Annotated in this window: 11 protein-coding genes; 3 read left to right on the forward strand and 8 right to left on the reverse strand. The window is 37.4% G+C overall.

Going from position 1 to position 17,478, the window contains the following annotated elements:
- On the forward strand, window positions 1–1,524 hold the full coding sequence (locus ACFRAE_RS11025; protein WP_422797215.1) for a RagB/SusD family nutrient uptake outer membrane protein: 1,524 nt from the start codon (window positions 1–3) through the stop codon (window positions 1,522–1,524).
- Between the two features lie 514 nt (window positions 1,525–2,038).
- On the opposite strand, the gene ACFRAE_RS11030 is transcribed toward ACFRAE_RS11025, so the two are convergent.
- The 3 genes from ACFRAE_RS11030 to ACFRAE_RS11040 are packed head-to-tail and all read right to left on the reverse strand — an operon-like array spanning window position 2,039 to window position 5,507.
- On the reverse strand, window positions 2,039–3,478 hold the full coding sequence (locus ACFRAE_RS11030; RefSeq protein ID WP_422797216.1) for an MFS transporter: 1,440 nt from the start codon (window positions 3,476–3,478) through the stop codon (window positions 2,039–2,041).
- 30 nt (window positions 3,479–3,508) lie between these two features.
- Window positions 3,509–4,675 (reverse strand): mannonate dehydratase, encoded by a 1,167-nt coding sequence (gene uxuA / locus ACFRAE_RS11035; RefSeq protein WP_422797217.1) that lies wholly within the window; start codon window positions 4,673–4,675, stop codon window positions 3,509–3,511.
- A 10-nt stretch (window positions 4,676–4,685) separates the two neighbouring features.
- A complete protein-coding gene (locus tag ACFRAE_RS11040; RefSeq protein WP_422797218.1) occupies window positions 4,686–5,507 on the reverse strand; it encodes an SDR family oxidoreductase in 822 nt (273 codons plus the stop codon).
- A 138-nt stretch (window positions 5,508–5,645) separates the two neighbouring features.
- On the opposite strand from ACFRAE_RS11040, the gene ACFRAE_RS11045 reads away from it, so the two are divergent.
- Window positions 5,646–6,635, forward strand: a complete 990-nt coding sequence (locus ACFRAE_RS11045) for a PfkB family carbohydrate kinase (protein WP_422797219.1) — start codon at window positions 5,646–5,648, stop codon at window positions 6,633–6,635.
- 4 nt (window positions 6,636–6,639) lie between these two features.
- Window positions 6,640–7,287, forward strand: coding sequence for a bifunctional 4-hydroxy-2-oxoglutarate aldolase/2-dehydro-3-deoxy-phosphogluconate aldolase (locus ACFRAE_RS11050; RefSeq protein WP_422797220.1), 648 nt, complete (start codon window positions 6,640–6,642; stop codon window positions 7,285–7,287).
- 11 nt (window positions 7,288–7,298) lie between these two features.
- Here the strand turns inward: ACFRAE_RS11050 and ACFRAE_RS11055 are convergent, their stop codons facing one another.
- The 5 genes from ACFRAE_RS11055 to rplJ form a co-directional block, all read right to left on the reverse strand.
- Window positions 7,299–7,964 (reverse strand): MgtC/SapB family protein, encoded by a 666-nt coding sequence (locus tag ACFRAE_RS11055; RefSeq protein ID WP_422797221.1) that lies wholly within the window; start codon window positions 7,962–7,964, stop codon window positions 7,299–7,301.
- Window positions 7,965–8,182: 218 nt separating this feature from the next.
- Window positions 8,183–12,460, reverse strand: coding sequence for a DNA-directed RNA polymerase subunit beta' (rpoC, locus tag ACFRAE_RS11060; RefSeq protein ID WP_422797222.1), 4,278 nt, complete (start codon window positions 12,458–12,460; stop codon window positions 8,183–8,185).
- Window positions 12,461–12,530: 70 nt separating this feature from the next.
- Window positions 12,531–16,340 carry a DNA-directed RNA polymerase subunit beta gene (gene rpoB / locus ACFRAE_RS11065; protein ID WP_422797223.1) on the reverse strand — a complete coding sequence of 1,270 codons (3,810 nt, stop codon included), beginning with the start codon at window positions 16,338–16,340 and terminating at the stop codon, window positions 12,531–12,533.
- A 162-nt stretch (window positions 16,341–16,502) separates the two neighbouring features.
- Window positions 16,503–16,880: a 50S ribosomal protein L7/L12 gene (rplL, locus tag ACFRAE_RS11070; protein WP_422797224.1), complete on the reverse strand. Its 378-nt coding sequence runs from the start codon at window positions 16,878–16,880 to the stop codon at window positions 16,503–16,505.
- Between the two features lie 79 nt (window positions 16,881–16,959).
- Window positions 16,960–17,478 carry a 50S ribosomal protein L10 gene (gene rplJ / locus ACFRAE_RS11075; RefSeq protein ID WP_422797225.1) on the reverse strand — a complete coding sequence of 173 codons (519 nt, stop codon included), beginning with the start codon at window positions 17,476–17,478 and terminating at the stop codon, window positions 16,960–16,962.

The raw sequence follows: 17,478 nt of genomic DNA on the forward strand, positions 1-17,478 counted from the left end.
ATGAAAAAGAACAAACTATTTATAGCAATAGCAGCCTTATCGATCAGTTTTTCATCTTGCCAAAAATTATTGGACCTTGATCCGGAAAGCCGCTTAACACAGGATGATATTCAAGAAGTGGTAAAAAGAAATCCAGATAAAATTTTGGAACCTCTAGTAACTGCTCTTGTTTCTCAAGTAAATGACTATACGAACATAAACTCGGTAGATTCTAAAAACTATTCAGTCAATAATCTATTATTGAGCTTGAAGGGTAATGATATGGTATTAGCCGCTTCGGCTAGTTGGTTAAAAGCGGATTATGAAATGCGCGCTTACCGCGAAGAAGCTTCTCCAAGAGTTCAAATTTATTGGGGTACTTTTTACCGTTACATTTATTTAGCGAATCAAATCTTAAATGTCATTCCAGAAATTAACGAAGATGACTTGAGCAGCGCAAATAAATCGATCTTAAGATATAAAGCAACCGCATTGGCTATACGTTCATTTGCCTATACCAATTTGATGTGGTTATATCAAGATGATTATTTAATGGGTGGTCAAAACAAATTAGGTGTGCCTATTACTGATGCATCTGCTGCTGCAAAACCAAGGGCTACTGCTCAAGAAGTATGGGATTTAGTTTTAAATGACTCCGAAACCGCGGTTAACCTATTTAAAAAGATCAATGGATTTTACACAGCATCCAGAACAGATATCGACGGATCAGTAGCTTCTTCTTTCTTAGTGAGAGCAGCATTAACTACCGGCAATTGGGATAAAGCAATCAATGCTGCAAACGATGTAATTGCAGTGTATCCTGAATTGTTTAATGAAGTAGAGTATACCACTTCTGGTATGACCCTGTTAAGCAAAGAAACCATATTTGGATATGAATATACCAGCACCAATGGAAAAGGAACATCCTCATTCCCTGGATGGATGAATCCTAAATCAGAAGGTGGTTATGGTGGATCTCAAGGTCATTGGATGGCTATTGATCAACGTTTGTATGATCAAATAGCTGCTTCAGATTATAGAAAGAAAAACTTCCTAAGTGAAAATACAGGATTTAAGTATCCAACTTCAGGTGCGGAAGTAACCTTTGAAAAATATTATAGTTTGAAATTTGCTGCACCAAAAATTTCTGCAGCGATTCCAGAATATAACCATAATGAAATCTTTATTCGTGTTTCCGAGATTATCTTAGCAAAAGCAGAAGCACAGTTGAGAGCGAACAAAGATAGCGATGCACAAAATACCCTTTTCACTTTAGTATCTAAACGTGATCCTAATTATGTAAAAAGCAACCAAACTGGAGCAAACTTATTTGATGAAATCAAATTGCACAGAAGAATTGAATTATGGGGAGAAGGTGGTCATGAATTTTTCGATAATAAACGATGGAATATTGGTGTAAATCGTACTTCATCTGCAAACCACACTGAAAAATTAGTAGTGCCTGCAGGTAAAGACTTCACTTTACAAATTCCACTGAATACCGAATTAAACTTTAACGATTATATTCAGGAACAAAACCCGTAATACAATGCGATGGTTAGCCCATCAACAGGTGAACACGCTCCGTTTTTAAGGTTTTAAATTAGTGCTTAGCTCTTACAGCTAAGCACTTTTTTTTGGGGGATTAGTTAGCAAAAACATCCAAAATGACGCCTGACTTTTTAAATTCAAGTCATGTTCTTCTTCGGATCTCGTTCGGAACTCATACGGATATTCCATGGATATGCTTTGGAGTTTTCCAAAGCATATCCATGGCAATACCCTTAAAAATTCGACTGATAACAAATGGAGTAGGTTGCATCATTTCAACAGCAAACATGATTTACTTGAAAATACGAAGTGAAAAGGTAGACCAGTGCTAGAATTGGTAATCTAACTCGGGATTCAATAGGGAATGGCTAGCTGCTAATTTCTTCGAATGCTACCCAATAGGCTGAATAGAAAAAACAAAAAAAACCTAAATTCTTCATCGCGATATCGGGGGATAAGCACCCCATAAAACGCCTAAAGAATTTAGGTTTTGAACTTAGTTTAAGGCCTATAAATAAATCATTTTCATTTTTGGCACTAAAAGACGCATGATGGACCAAGCAATTAAATAGGCTACTGAACAGCATGCAAAAATGATGAAGTAACCCGCATCGATACCTTCAAAACCTAAAAATTTCATATTGGATTGTTCAGCATAATCAAATAAAACACCCGATGTTTTATTGATTAAAAAAGAACCAATACCACCTGCTAAGCCACTTATCCCCGTTACTGTTGCAATTGCTTTTTTAGGAAACATATCACCTACGGCAGAGAATATATTCGCTGACCAAGATTGGTGAGCAGCAGCACTAATACCTATTAAGATGACAGGGAACCAATAAGAATAAGAACCTAAAGGTTGAGCCAATAAAATTAATAATGGGAAGAATGCAAAAATCAGCATGGCCTTCATGCGTCCAGCATATACTTGCATTCCTTTCTTCTCTACGAAATAGGTAGGTAACCAACCGCCAATAATGGACAACATCGTAATGGCATATAGCACAAAAATGGCCAGTTTACCTTCGGTATCTGAGGATTTAATATCGTAAACAGAGCTTAAATACGCGGGGAACCAAAAAAGTAAAAACCACCATACTCCATCGGTAAAAAACTTACCAAATATTAAAGCCCAAGTTTGTTTATACTTTAAATAAGTGGATAATGGAACCTTACCCTCGGTTTTAACCGGAGCTCCCTCAGGGTTAATTGGCTCTACATCTTGTTGAATATAGCTCAATTCTTCCGCATTCATTTTGGGATTATCTTCCGGTTTTTTATACATGAATTGCCAAAAACCCATCCAAATAAAACCCAGGGCTCCAATCAAAATAAAAGACATTTCCCAACCGTAAGTAGCCGCAATAAGCGGGATGGTTAAAGGTGCTAATAAGGCCCCAATCGTCGTTCCAGAATTGAATATACTGGTCGCAAAGCCACGATCTTTCTTCGGGAAATATTCGACCGTTGCTTTCATGGCTGCTGGAAAATTACCGCCCTCACCAACCGCCAAAACTACACGAGCGATAATGAAAATGGTCACAGAAATATTTACTATTCGCGAGACATCCTCTAAATTTGCGATAATCTCCTTGGACTCTGCAAATCCAACTAACCACTCTCCGGATAACATCCCGGAGGTTACTATACCACAAAATGCATGTAAAATGGCTCCAATAGACCAAACAAATATAGCCCACATATAGCCTTTCTTGGTCCCTAACCAATCTATTATACGCCCCGAAAGCAACATCGATATCGCATATACAATAGAAAAAATAGCCGCTACATTTCCATAGTCATTATTTGTCCAATGAAATTCAGGGGCTATGAAATCTTTCCAGGTTAAGGATAGAACCTGTCGATCTAAATAGTTAATCGTAGTGGCAAAAAATAGAAGGGCACAAATGGTCCACCTATATTTTGTTGGTTGCTGAGCGCTCATATGTTAAGTTTAAGTTGGTCATTTTTAAGATTAGGAACGGATAATTCCCAGCTCTAATCCTCTTAATTCTGCTAATCCTCTTAATCTACCGATTGCAGAATATCCTGGATTGGTTGTTTTTGCAAGGTCATCTAACATTTGATGGCCATGGTCTGGTCTAAATGGAATGGGCGTAGCACGATGTTGATTTTCGGCTACCAATATTTTAACCACTTCATACATATCCACATCACCATCCAAATGATCGGCCTCATAGAAGCTTCCCAATTCATCTTTTTTCACATTTCTAAGGTGTACAAAATGAACCCGATGTTTCACTTGTTCTAATATTTTTGGCAGATCATTTTCAGGACCTGCACCTAATGATCCTGTACAGAAACAAAGCCCATTAAAAGCTTTGGGTTGACGTTCCAACAAATACAATAAGTCAGCTTCATTGCTTACAATGCGTGGTAATCCTAAAATTGGGTAGGGAGGATCGTCCGGATGTATGGTCATATGTATGTCTAATTCTTCACAGGTTTCTTCAATGGAACTTAAAAAATAGAGCAGATTTTTTCTCAATCCTTCGAAACCAATGCTTTGATAAACTTCTATACTATTCGTTAAGGATTCTAGCGAAATATCTCCTTCTCCGGGTATACCCATTAATACATTATACCGCAGCAAATCAAGATCCTCTGCTTTCAGGTATTTTATTTTTTCTTCTACTTGGCGAAGTATGTCTGCCGAATAATCTCGAACAGCATCCTTCCTTTTCAAAATATACAAATCAAAAATAGCCAAATCAATCCAGTCAAAATACAGCGCCTTTGAACCATCTTTCATGATCAAATCCAACTGTGTTCTGGTCCAATCCAATACGGGCATAAAATTATAGCATATGGTCTTAATACCTGCTTGTGCTAAGTTTCTTAAGGATTGGTTATAATTTGCTAGGTAATAATATGCTTGTTCATTCTTGGTTTTAATGGATTCGTGAACTGGAACAGATTCGACGACTGACCAGCGAAGTCCCGCTTCTTCGATGATGCGTTTACGTTCTAAAATATCTGCTAATGGCCATACCTCTCCATGTGGAATATGGTGTAAAGCTGTGACTATACCGGTAGCTCCAGCTTGTTTCACATCCTGAAGTGAAACCGAATCATTTGGCCCATACCATCTCCAGGTTTGTTCTAAATATTGTTGTTGCATATAGAATAAATTAAACCCCACACCAAGAATTGAAACCACCATCTACGAAAATGGTTTCGCCTGTTACAAACGCGGAGGCATCACTTAATAAATACACTAAGGTTCCTGACAATTCTGAAGGATCTCCCAATCGACGGAAGGGTGTTCCATTGATAAACTTTTGGGCACGATCGGAATAACTTCCATCTGGCTGAGTAAGTAGGGTTCTGTTTTGGTCCGTTAAGAATACGCCCGGAGCGATTGCATTGACACGCAATTGATCGCCATAACGTAATGCTAATTCGGTAGACATCCATTTGGTAAATCCATCAATCGCATGTTTTGCAACCGTATAACCCAACACGCGGGTTAAAGGTCTACTTGCTGCTAAAGAGGAAATATTTATGATGGATCCTTTTCCTTTTTTTGCGATAACCTCTCCTAACACCATGGTTGGAATGATGGACCCATAAAGATTCAATTCTATCGCACGGATGGTATCTTGAATTTTATTATCAAAAATGGATTGCTCGTCGGCTATGGTAGCTCCCGGGATGTTTCCGCCTGCTGCATTAACTAAGCCGTCTATCGTTCCCCAAGTATTTAAAATAGTTTCTTTTGCTTGTTGCATAGATTCCTCGTTCATAACATCCGCCACTACACCCATGGCTTCTGCACCTAGGGATTTGACTAATGCGATGCGTTCATCTATTTTATCTTGATTACGACCGATAATACAAACTTTGGCTTGTGCCTCTGCTAAGGCAGCAACAAAAGATTTTCCCAGAATACCTGTACCTCCAGTAATGACAATAACTTGATTGCGAAGAGAGAATTTATCTAAAATGCTCATAAGATGTGGTTAGTTAATATTTTCAATAATAGTCATTTTTAAAGACTTTTTGGCCTTTTAGGAAGCTTTAGTAACAAAAAACATAAAATATATTGCCTCTGAGGATAAAATAATCTATCTTGTAGCACCAATAAGCAAATGAAAAAAGTCCTAACATTCGGAGAGATTCTCATTCGTCAACAAAGTGTTTCCAATTCATTTTTTGAATTCCCAACCAATCTTTTAAAGATTTATCCTGGTGGATCTGAAGCTAATGTGGCTGTAGGTCTAGCTTTAATGGGTGATCAGGTAGCATATGTGAGTGCATTTCCTAATAATCCGTTAAGTGAAGCTTTATTGTCTAAACTGGATACCTACGGGGTTGGTCTCGAGAAAGTAATTCGTATTGGAGACCGAGTTGGAAGCTACATCCTGCTATCTTCTAATGGATTGAGTAGTGGTGAGGTAATCTATGATCGTAAATATTCTGCCTTCAGCCAACTCGAACTAAAGGATATCCCTGTCGATCATTTATTGGATGGTATAGATTGGTTTCATTGGTCAGCCCTAACGCCTGCATTGAATCAACAGATGGCTGATTTGCTTTTGGTTTTATTAGAAAAAGCGAAAAATAAAGGTATTACCATTTCTGTGGATTTAAATTACAGAAGTAGGTTATGGCAATATGGTAAAAAGCCTTTGGATGTCATGCCCACCCTCGTGGCTTACTGCGATGTAATAATGGGTAACATTTGGGCAAGCCATCAAATGCTAGGGACTCAAATAGACGAAAATTTAAACAAGGAAACTTCAAAGGAAGTCTATATCGCTTTTGCAAATCAAGTGGCCTTGGAAGTTTTTGAAAAGTATCCTCAAGCAAAACATATTGCTCAAACTTTTCGATTCATCAACGAACCAACCCATAATTTGTTTTATGGTACTTACCATAATCGACTAGAAAACACCTACGCTCAAACCTATGAAACGAATGAAGTGGTTGACCGTATCGGTAGTGGTGATGCTTTTATGGCCGGATTGATTTATGCTATTCGACAACAGCATAACGCGAAAGAAATTATTGAAATTGCAACAGGAGCAGGTTATCAGAAACTTTTTATAGAAGGAGACTTTGGAAATGGCAAATATTAATACCATGAACGATCAACTAATTCAACATATCGAACAATATCCAGTAATTCCGGTTTTTTATCATGATGATGTAGAAGTCTGTAAACAGATTCTAAAAACGGTGTATGAGGGTGGGATTCAAGTTTTTGAATTTGTGCACCGCGGGTCTGCAGCTGAAAAAAACTTTAAGGAGCTTTTGGCCTTCAAAGCAACTAGGTTTCCCGATATGAAATTAGGTATCGGAACGATAATGAACGCGGACTTAGCAAATACCTATATAAATTTAGGGGCTGAATTTTTAGTGAGTCCCATATTTTCAGAACCTATTGCCGAAATAGCAAATAAAAATAACATCCTTTGGATCCCGGGTTGCATGACCCCTTCTGAAATTGCGCAAGCTCAACATGCGCAATGTGCTTTCATCAAATTATTCCCAGGAGACAGTTTGGGTCCAAATTTTCTAAAGAGTATCAAGACTGTTTTTCCTAATCTCAAATTTATGCCTACAGGTGGTGTCGAAGTGAGTGAAAGCAATATTAAAGAATGGTTTAATGCTGGAGTATCCTCTGTCGGTTTAGGCTCTAAATTATTCGTAAAGTCTAACGATGAATACAACTATGCTGCTATTCGAGAAAACTGCTCCAAGCTACTAAAATGGGCTAAAAACAGCTAACAATTCAGCTATTACAATTCGACCTCTTTGATGTATGGGTTTTGTAGGAGGATATTGTCAAATTTGCGAATGGCACTTTTGTTAATCAATACTTCTAATTCCAAGGTAAGATCTTCTTCGTTTAACAACATCCGCTTTATTTTAAGTTGTCTAACGATCGGTCTAAGTTCTTCAATTATATCATCCTTATGCTGACTATCTGATCTTTTAAAAGTTATTTTGGCTTGTTTACCGACATTTCTAATGATGTATTTATTAATCAGTTTCCCTGAGATAATAATGATAAAGCATGCAAATAAAAATATAGCCGCAGTAAGGAATACCCCAAATCCGATAGCCATACCCACAGCAGCTGACATCCAAATAATACTGGCGGTTGTTAATCCATTGACATTTACACCGTCCTTAAAAATAACTCCTGCGCCTAAAAAGCCAATCCCGGAAACAACATAAGAAGCTATCCGCGTAGCATCTTCGGATTCTCCTGCACCCAATTTATAGGATAACAAAGAAAACAAGGTACTTCCAAGACAAATAATAGAAATAGTTTTAAATCCGGCAGATTTATCCTTCCATTCTCGCTCAAAGCCCAAAACAAATCCTGCAAATAAAGAAAGACAAGCTTTCAATAAATCATTCCAATCCCACACAAATTGATTAAAAACTTCTATATCCATTTTTATGATTTAGTTAGTATTACGAATTAACAAATTTAATATTAAAATATTAAGTCCTGAACGTATTAAAATAACCTAAAAACTATGATTAAAAAAGAAAGTCTGACTAGATAAATAGTCAGACTTTCTTAATATGGTTACGCTAAGTTAGCATTTGTCTTGTTCCAGCAGCAATATGCTGTTAAGAACCTTATAATTACTTTTTAGCGTTTCAAATACTAATCTTCTTCTTTAGAAGCTAACAATTGATCGTACTCTTCACGTGAACCAACAATAATATTGCTGTATTTACGTAAACCAGTTCCTGAAGGAATTAAGTGACCAACAATTACATTTTCTTTCAATCCTAATAGGTTATCACGTTTACCTGCAATTGCAGCTTCGTTCAATACCTTAGTAGTCTCTTGGAAAGATGCTGCAGAGATAAATGATTTAGTACCTAAAGATGCTCTAGTGATCCCTTGTAATAAAGGACTTGAAGTCGCTGGAATTGCATCACGTACTTCTACCAATTTCAAATCTTGACGTCTTAAAACAGAGTTTTCCTCACGTAATTTACGCATAGTAACGATTTGACCTGGACGAAGCGTTTTAGAATCTCCGGCTTCTACAATTACTTTCTTGTCGTATAATGAATCGTTTTCAAGCATGAAATCCCACTTGTTAACGGCTTCTTTCTCTAAGAAACGAGTATCTCCTGGATCTTCGATATTCACCTTTTGCATCATTTGGTGTACAATGGTTTCGAAATGCTTATCATTGATTTTTACCCCTTGAAGACGGTAAACCTCTTGAATTCCATTTACAATATATTCTTGTACAGCCGCAGGACCTTTAATAGATAGAATATCAGATGGGGAAATTTGACCATCAGATAATGGCATACCCGCTTTGATAAAGTCATTATCTTGAACTAAGATGTGCTTAGAAAGTGGTACCAAATATTTTTTCACTTGACCATCACGAGATTCGATTGAAATCTCACGATTACCACGTTTAACACCTCCTAATGATACAACACCATCAATTTCTGTAACAACAGCTGGATTGGATGGATTACGTGCTTCAAATAACTCCGTTACACGAGGAAGACCCCCTGTAATATCTCGGGTTTTACCTGTAGAACGAGGAATCTTAACAAGGATTGCACCTTCTTTCAATTTCTGTCCATCGGATACCGAAACGTGAGCCCCCACTGGAATGTTGTAAGAACGAATAATTTCACCCTTATTATCCAACACCTTAATCATCGGGTTTTTCGTTTTATCACGAGTCTCAATAATTACTTTTTCTTTGTGACCAGTTTGCTCATCAGATTCTTCACGGAATGTAACACCTTCGATAATAGCATCGAATTCTACTTTACCCGCAAATTCAGAGATAATCACCGCATTATATGGATCCCAGTCAACTAATTTTTGACCTTTTTCTACTTGCTCTCCTTCTTTCACGAACAAATTAGATCCGTAAGGAATAATTTGTTGATAAAGTACCTTGTTATCAGCATTTACCACTTTAATTTCTCCTGAACGACCAAGTACTACTTGGAATGGACCATCTTCACCTGCTTTTTCAACCGTACGAACGTTTTCAAATTCGATACGACCTTCGTATTTAGCAATAATAGCTGATTCTGCCGCAATGTTGGACGCCGTACCACCCACGTGGAATGTACGAAGTGTTAACTGTGTACCAGGCTCTCCAATGGATTGAGCAGCAATTACTCCAACTGCCTCACCCAATTGAACACGTTTACCTGATGCTAAGTTACGTCCATAACAACATGCACATACTCCGCGTTTCGATTCACAAGTTAATACCGAACGGATTTCTAATCCTTCAATACCTGCTTCATCAATAGCTTCGGCAACCTCTTCTGTAATATCCTCATTCGCAGCAACGATTAACTCATTCGTTTCTGGATTGTATACATCATTTAATGGGGTACGTCCTAAGATACGATCGTATAATGGTTCAACAACATCATCATTATCTTTTAATGCAGTTGTATAAATACCACGTAGACCAGCACAATCTTGTTCAACAACAATCATGTCCTGAGCAACATCATGCAAACGACGAGTCAAATAACCCGCATCCGCAGTTTTTAACGCCGTATCCGCAAGACCTTTACGAGCACCGTGGGTAGAGATAAAGTATTCCAAGACTGACAAACCTTCTTTAAAGTTTGAAAGAATCGGGTTTTCAATAATCTCACCACCAGAAGTACCAGATTTTTGAGGTTTCGCCATCAAACCACGCATACCACATAACTGACGAATCTGCTCCTTAGAACCACGAGCTCCTGAATCCAACATCATATATACAGAGTTGAATCCTTGGTTATCGTTGGAAAGGATATCCATTACGTGTGCAGTTAATCTGTTGTTGATACGTGTCCAAATATCGATGATTTGGTTGTAACGCTCGTTGTTCGTAATGAAACCCATGTTATAGTTACTCATTACTTCCTCAACTTCATTGGTCGCTTGACCAATCAGATCTGCTTTAGCCGCAGGAATATTTAAATCTTGTAAGTTGAACGACAAACCACCTTTAAATGCAGTTTGGAATCCTAACTCTTTCATATCATCTAAGAATTTAGCAGCACGAGCCATACCCGTATTCTTCACAATTTCTCCGATGACATTTCTTAAAGATTTTTTAGTCAACAATTCATTGATGTAACCTACTTCTTCTGGAACAATCTGATTAAAGATTACACGTCCAACAGTAGTGTCAATAATTTGTTGTTTAAATTCACCTTCTTTAGTTTTTATTTGAGTCTTAACTTTGATAAAAGCGTGAAGATCTACTTTATTCTCATTTAAAGCAATGATTACTTCTTCTGGAGAATAAAATGTACTTCCTTCACCTTTCATCACCAAGGTAGCATCGGTTTTACGGCCTTTAGTAATATAATAAAGACCCAATACCATATCCTGTGAAGGTACAGTAACCGGTGAACCATTTGCTGGGTTAAGAATGTTGTGTGCAGCCAACATCAAGATTTGGGCTTCCAAAATTGCTGCATTACCTAATGGTAAGTGAACAGCCATCTGGTCACCGTCAAAATCGGCGTTGAATGCAGTACACACTAATGGGTGTAATTGAATCGCTTTACCTTCCACCAAAGTAGGTTGGAAAGCTTGAATACCTAAACGGTGAAGCGTAGGCGCACGGTTTAATAGAACAGGGTGACCTTTTAAAACATTTTCTAAAATATCCCAAACTACTGGATCCTTGCGATCAACGATTTTCTTCGCAGACTTTACAGTTTTTACAATACCTCTTTCAATCATCTTACGAATGATGAATGGTTTATAAAGTTCTGCAGCCATGTCTTTAGGTAAACCACACTCGTGTAATTTTAAGTGAGGTCCTACGACGATTACCGAACGAGCCGAATAATCCACACGCTTACCTAATAAGTTTTGACGGAAACGTCCTTGCTTACCTTTCAAAATATCTGAAAGAGATTTCAAAGCACGATTACCTTCAGTCTTAACAGCGTTTACTTTACGTGAGTTATCAAATAAAGAGTCTACCGCTTCTTGAAGCATACGTTTTTCATTACGCAAAATTACTTCTGGAGCTTTGATCTCGATCAAACGTTTTAAACGATTGTTACGGATAATCACACGACGGTAAAGGTCATTTAAATCGGATGTCGCAAAACGACCACCATCTAAAGGTACTAATGGGCGTAATTCCGGTGGTATAATAGGAACAATTTTAACAATCATCCATTCAGGACGATTTTCAATATGATCGTTTGCACTACGGAATGCTTCTACAACATGTAAGCGTTTTAAGGCTTCGTTTTTACGTTGTTGAGAAGTTTCATTTGCCGCTTGATGACGAAGATCATAAGATTGTTGATCTAAATTTAAGCGCTTCAATAAATCTTCTAAAGCTTCAGCACCCATTTTAGCCACAAATTTCTGTGGATCTGTATCATCAAGATATTGGTTTTCTTTAGGAAGGGTATCTAAGATATCCAAGTACTCTTCTTCAGTCAAGAAATCCATGTAGGAAATACCATCATCTTCTTTGATACCGGCTTGAATAACCACGTAACGCTCATAGTAGATGATCATATCCAACTTCTTGGTTGGTAATCCTAATAAATATCCAATTTTATTTGGCAATGAACGGAAGTACCAGATATGCGCTACAGGAACCACCAAACTGATGTGTCCCATACGCTCACGACGTACTTTTTTCTCCGTTACTTCAACTCCACAGCGGTCACAAACAATTCCTTTATAACGGATACGTTTGTATTTACCACAATGACATTCGTAATCTTTTACAGGACCAAAAATACGCTCACAGAATAATCCATCGCGTTCTGGTTTGTACGTACGGTAGTTGATAGTCTCTGGTTTAGTAACTTCACCACTTGAACGCTCCAAAATAGTTTCTGGAGAAGCTAAGCTGATCGTAATCGATGTAAAGTTACTTTTGATTTTATTATCTTTTTTGTAAGACATACTTAGTAAAAAGTTAAAGCTGTATATGAAAGCTTAAGAGGCATACACCTCTTAAGCTCTTTTTGCTTGATTAATCCAATGTGATATCTAAACCTAATCCACGTAATTCGTGTACCAATACATTAAATGATTCTGGAACAGAAGGAGTAGGTAAATTATTACCCTTAACAATAGCTTCATAAGTTTTCGCACGACCTACCACATCATCAGATTTAACGGTTAAGATCTCTTGAAGGATATTCGATGCACCAAATGCCTCTAATGCCCAAACCTCCATCTCACCAAAACGCTGACCACCGAATTGAGCTTTACCACCCAATGGTTGTTGTGTAATCAATGAGTACGGTCCGATAGAACGAGCGTGCATTTTATCATCAACCATGTGACCTAATTTCAACATGTAAATTACACCCACAGTAGTTGGTTGATCGAAACGCTCACCTGTTAAACCATTGTATAAATAGGTACGACCAGATTTTGGTAATTCCGCTTTTTCTACCCATTCTTCTACTTGGCCCATTTCAGCACCATCAAAGATTGGAGTTGCAAATTTAACACCTAATTTCTGTCCTGCCCATCCTAAAACGGTCTCATAAATCTGACCTAAGTTCATACGAGATGGTACCCCTAATGGATTCAATACGATATCAACTGGTGTTCCGTCTTCCAGGAATGGCATATCTTCATCACGAACGATACGAGCAACAATACCCTTATTACCGTGACGACCAGCCATTTTATCCCCTACTTTCAACTTACGTTTTTTAGCTACATAAACTTTCGCCATTTGTACAATTCCTGAAGGAAGTTCATCCCCTACTGAAATAGCAAATTTCTCACGTTTAAATGCACCTAACTCTTCGTTTACTTTGATACTGTAGTTGTGCAAAGCAATTTTAATCGAATCGTTCTTATCGTCATCAGTAGTCCATCCTGTAGGATTAACATTGTTATAGTCGATATCCGTTAAGATCTTTTGAGTAAATTTAGCTCCTTTTGCTACTAACAATTCTTTGTAAACGCTATAAATACCTTGTGAAGTTTTACCATTCACAATAGTAAATAACTTGTCTACTAAACGCTCTTTTAAGGCTCTTAAATTCTTCTCATGTGCTGTTTCTAATTTCTCTAAGGCTTTACGTTCAACCTCTTTAGACATTTTCTTAGCTCTTGAGAATAATTTAGTATCGATAACCACACCTTTAATGGATGGTGGAGTTTTCAATGATGCATCTTTTACATCACCCGCTTTGTCACCAAAGATGGCACGTAAAAGTTTTTCTTCTGGGGAAGGATCAGATTCTCCTTTAGGAGTGATCTTACCAATTAAAATATCACCTTCTCCAACTTCAGCACCGATACGGATAATACCGTTTTCATCTAAATCTTTCGTAGCTTCTTCCGAAACGTTTGGAATATCTGCTGTTAATTCCTCTTCACCACGTTTAGTATCACGAACCTCTAATTCAAATTCTTCAATGTGTAATGAAGTAAATAAATCTTGAGATACTACACGCTCAGAAATTACAATCGCATCCTCAAAGTTGTATCCTTGCCAAGGCATGAATGCTACTTTCAAGTTTCTTCCTAATGCTAATTCACCATTTTCAGTCGCATAACCTTCACATAATACTTGTCCTTTATAAACTGCTTGTCCTTTTCTTACGATAGGCTTCAAGTTGATACAAGTGTTTTGGTTGGTTTTCTTGAATTTAGTTAACTTATACACTTTCACATCATCATCAAAAGAAATCAAACGATCGTTTTCATTTCTAATGTAACGGATATGAATTTCTTGTGCATCTACATACTCTACTGTTCCATCACCCTCTGCATTGATTAAGGTACGTGAATCACGAGCTACACCAGCTTCTAATCCAGTTCCTACAACAGGAGCTTGTGGACGCAATAAAGGTACTGCTTGACGCTGCATGTTCGATCCCATCAATGCACGGTTAGCATCATCATGCTCCAAGAAAGGAATCAAAGATGCTGCAATTGATGTAATCTGATTTGGAGCAACGTCCATATAATCCAATTTCTCTGGCTCAATAATCGGGAAGTCACCCTCGTATCTTGCTTTAACTTTTGGATCTAGGAAATTTCCTTTATCATCATATTGAGCATTCGCTTGTGCAATAGTTTTATCGTCTTCATCTTCTGCAGATAAATAAACAACAGGTTGATCAACCACAACTTTACCGTTTTCAACTTTACGGTAAGGAGTTTCAATAAATCCTAAATTGTTAATTTTCGCATGAACTGATAAAGAAGAAATCAAACCAATGTTTGGTCCCTCAGGAGTTTCAATAGTACACAAACGACCGTAGTGCGTATAGTGAACGTCACGAACCTCGAAACCTGCACGCTCACGAGATAGACCACCAGGACCTAATGCTGATAAACGACGTTTGTGTGTGATCTCCGCTAATGGATTTGTTTGATCCATAAATTGAGATAACTGGTTAGTTCCAAAGAAGGAATTAATCACAGACGACAATGTACGAGCATTAATTAAATCGGTTGGTGTAAACACCTCGTTATCGCGAATATTCATACGCTCACGGATAGTACGAGCCATACGAGCAAGTCCAACACCAAATTGAGCATATAATTGTTCACCTACCGTACGTACACGACGATTCGATAAGTGGTCAATATCATCCACTTCCGCTTTAGAATTGATCAAATTGATCAAATATTTAACGATAGCAATGATATCTTCACGAGTAAGTACTTTAATTTCAGAATCAGTACCCAATTTCAATTTACGGTTAATGCGGTATCTACCCACATCACCCAAATCATAACGCTTATCTGAGAAGAATAAACGGTCAATGATACCACGAGCAGTTTCCTCATCAGGTGGTTCAGCGTTACGCAATTGACGATAGATATGCTCTACCGCTTCTTTTTCTGAATTTGAAGTATCCTTCTGTAAAGTATTATATATAATTGAATAGTCCGCATTGTTCGCTTCATCTTCTTTTGTTAGAATGATAGATTTCACTCCAGCATCGATGATTAAATCAATGTGATCCTCTTCTAAAATAGTTTCACGTTCAAGGATGATTTCATTCCGATCGATAGATACTACTTCTCCAGTATCTTCATCAACGAAATCTTCTGTCCATTTATTCAATACCCTAGCCGCTAAACGACGACCAACGTATTTCTTTAATCCAGTTTTACTAACTTTAATTTCGTCTGCAAGATCAAATAATTCAAGGATATCCTTATCTGAATCAAATCCAATCGCACGTAATAAAGTGGTAACTGGGAATTTTTTCTTACGATCGATATATGCATACATCACGTTGTTTACGTCTGTTGCAAATTCAATCCAAGATCCCTTAAAAGGAATTACCCTAGCAGAATATAGTTTAGTACCATTAGTATGTCTACTTTGTCCAAAGAATACCCCAGGCGAACGATGCAATTGGGATACAATCACACGCTCTGCACCATTGATAACAAATGTACCTTTTGGTGTCATGTATGGTATTGTTCCTAAATAAACATCTTGTACAATGGTTTCGAAATCTTCATGTTCTTCATCATTACAAGACAACTTCAATTTAGCCTTCAAAGGTACGCTATAGGTTAATCCACGCTCTATACATTCTTGGATGTCATAACGTGGTGGATCAATGAAATAATCCAAAAACTCTAGCACAAAGATGTTTCTTGAATCAGAAATAGGGAAGTTTTCGGCGAAAACCTTATAAAGCCCTTCCTGATGGCGGTTGTCAGAAGTAGTCTCTAATTGAAAAAACTCCTTGAAAGACTCTAGTTGCACATCCAAGAAATCCGGATAATCGATTACCTTCTTACTTGTCGCAAAATTTACTCTTTCTTTTTGAATATTATTGTTTGCCAAGGGAATAAGAATTTAGTTTAAAAAAACTGAGCTAACATTTGCTGATTTGTTCTTCCGATCATGCTTCAGCAGTTGCATGACCCATGTCATTTATTATAAACAGGAATAGACTCTGATAGATATAAACTATCAGAGTCTAAATTTTGGGTGCTTTATGCGAGATTACTTAATCTCAACAACAGCTCCAGCTTCTTCTAATTGTTTTTTCAAAGCTTCAGCTTCGTCTTTAGAAACACCTGATTTTAATTCTTTAGGTGCTCCGTCTACTAAGTCTTTCGCTTCTTTTAAGCCTAAACCAGCTAAATCTTTAACTAATTTAACTACTGCTAATTTTTGACCACCAGCTTCTTTCAAGATCACGTCAAATGAAGTTTTCTCTTCAGCAGCAGCAGCACCGTCAGCAGCAGGTGCAGCAGCAATAGCTACAGCAGCAGCAGCAGGCTCGATACCATATTCGTCTTTTAAGATATCAGCTAATTCTTTAACTTCTTTTACTGTTAAGTTAACTAACTGTTCAGCAAGTTGTTTTAAATCTGCCATTTTATTTTGATTTTTTGAATGTACTTAATAAATAATTGTTAATTAATTTGTAACGAATGTTCTTTTTCTAGAGGATTCGTTAACCTCTTTCTTCTAAAGCTTTTACTAGGCCTGAAATTGTATTTCCACCGGATTGTAGAGCAGAAATAACATTTTTCGCTGGTGATTCAAGTAATGCAATAATGTCTGCAACAAGTTCATCCTTAGATTTAAGGGTAACTAATGCATCAAGTTGGTTGTCCCCTACAAAAGCAGTTTCTTGAATATAAGCTGCTTTTAATAATGGTTTGTCACCTTCTCTACGTAATTGCTTGATCAATTTTGCAGGAGCGTTGCCGGTTTCAGCAAACATCATTGTAGATGCTCCTTTTAATACGCCAAAGATCTCTTCAGAATCAACTCCTGCTTCTTGCAATGCTTTCTTAATCAAAGTGTTTTTTACCACTTGGATCTCGATACCTTGCTCGAAACATTTGCGACGAATGCCATTCACTTTTTCAACAGATAAATTAGCAGTATCGGCAATATAAAAATTACCATAAGATTTAATCTGTTCGGCTAAAGCTTGAACGATGTCCTGTTTTAGTTCTTTTCTCAT

The sequence above is a fragment of the Sphingobacterium sp. HJSM2_6 genome (genome assembly GCF_049316305.1).
Classification (GTDB): Bacteria; Bacteroidota; Bacteroidia; order Sphingobacteriales; family Sphingobacteriaceae; genus Sphingobacterium.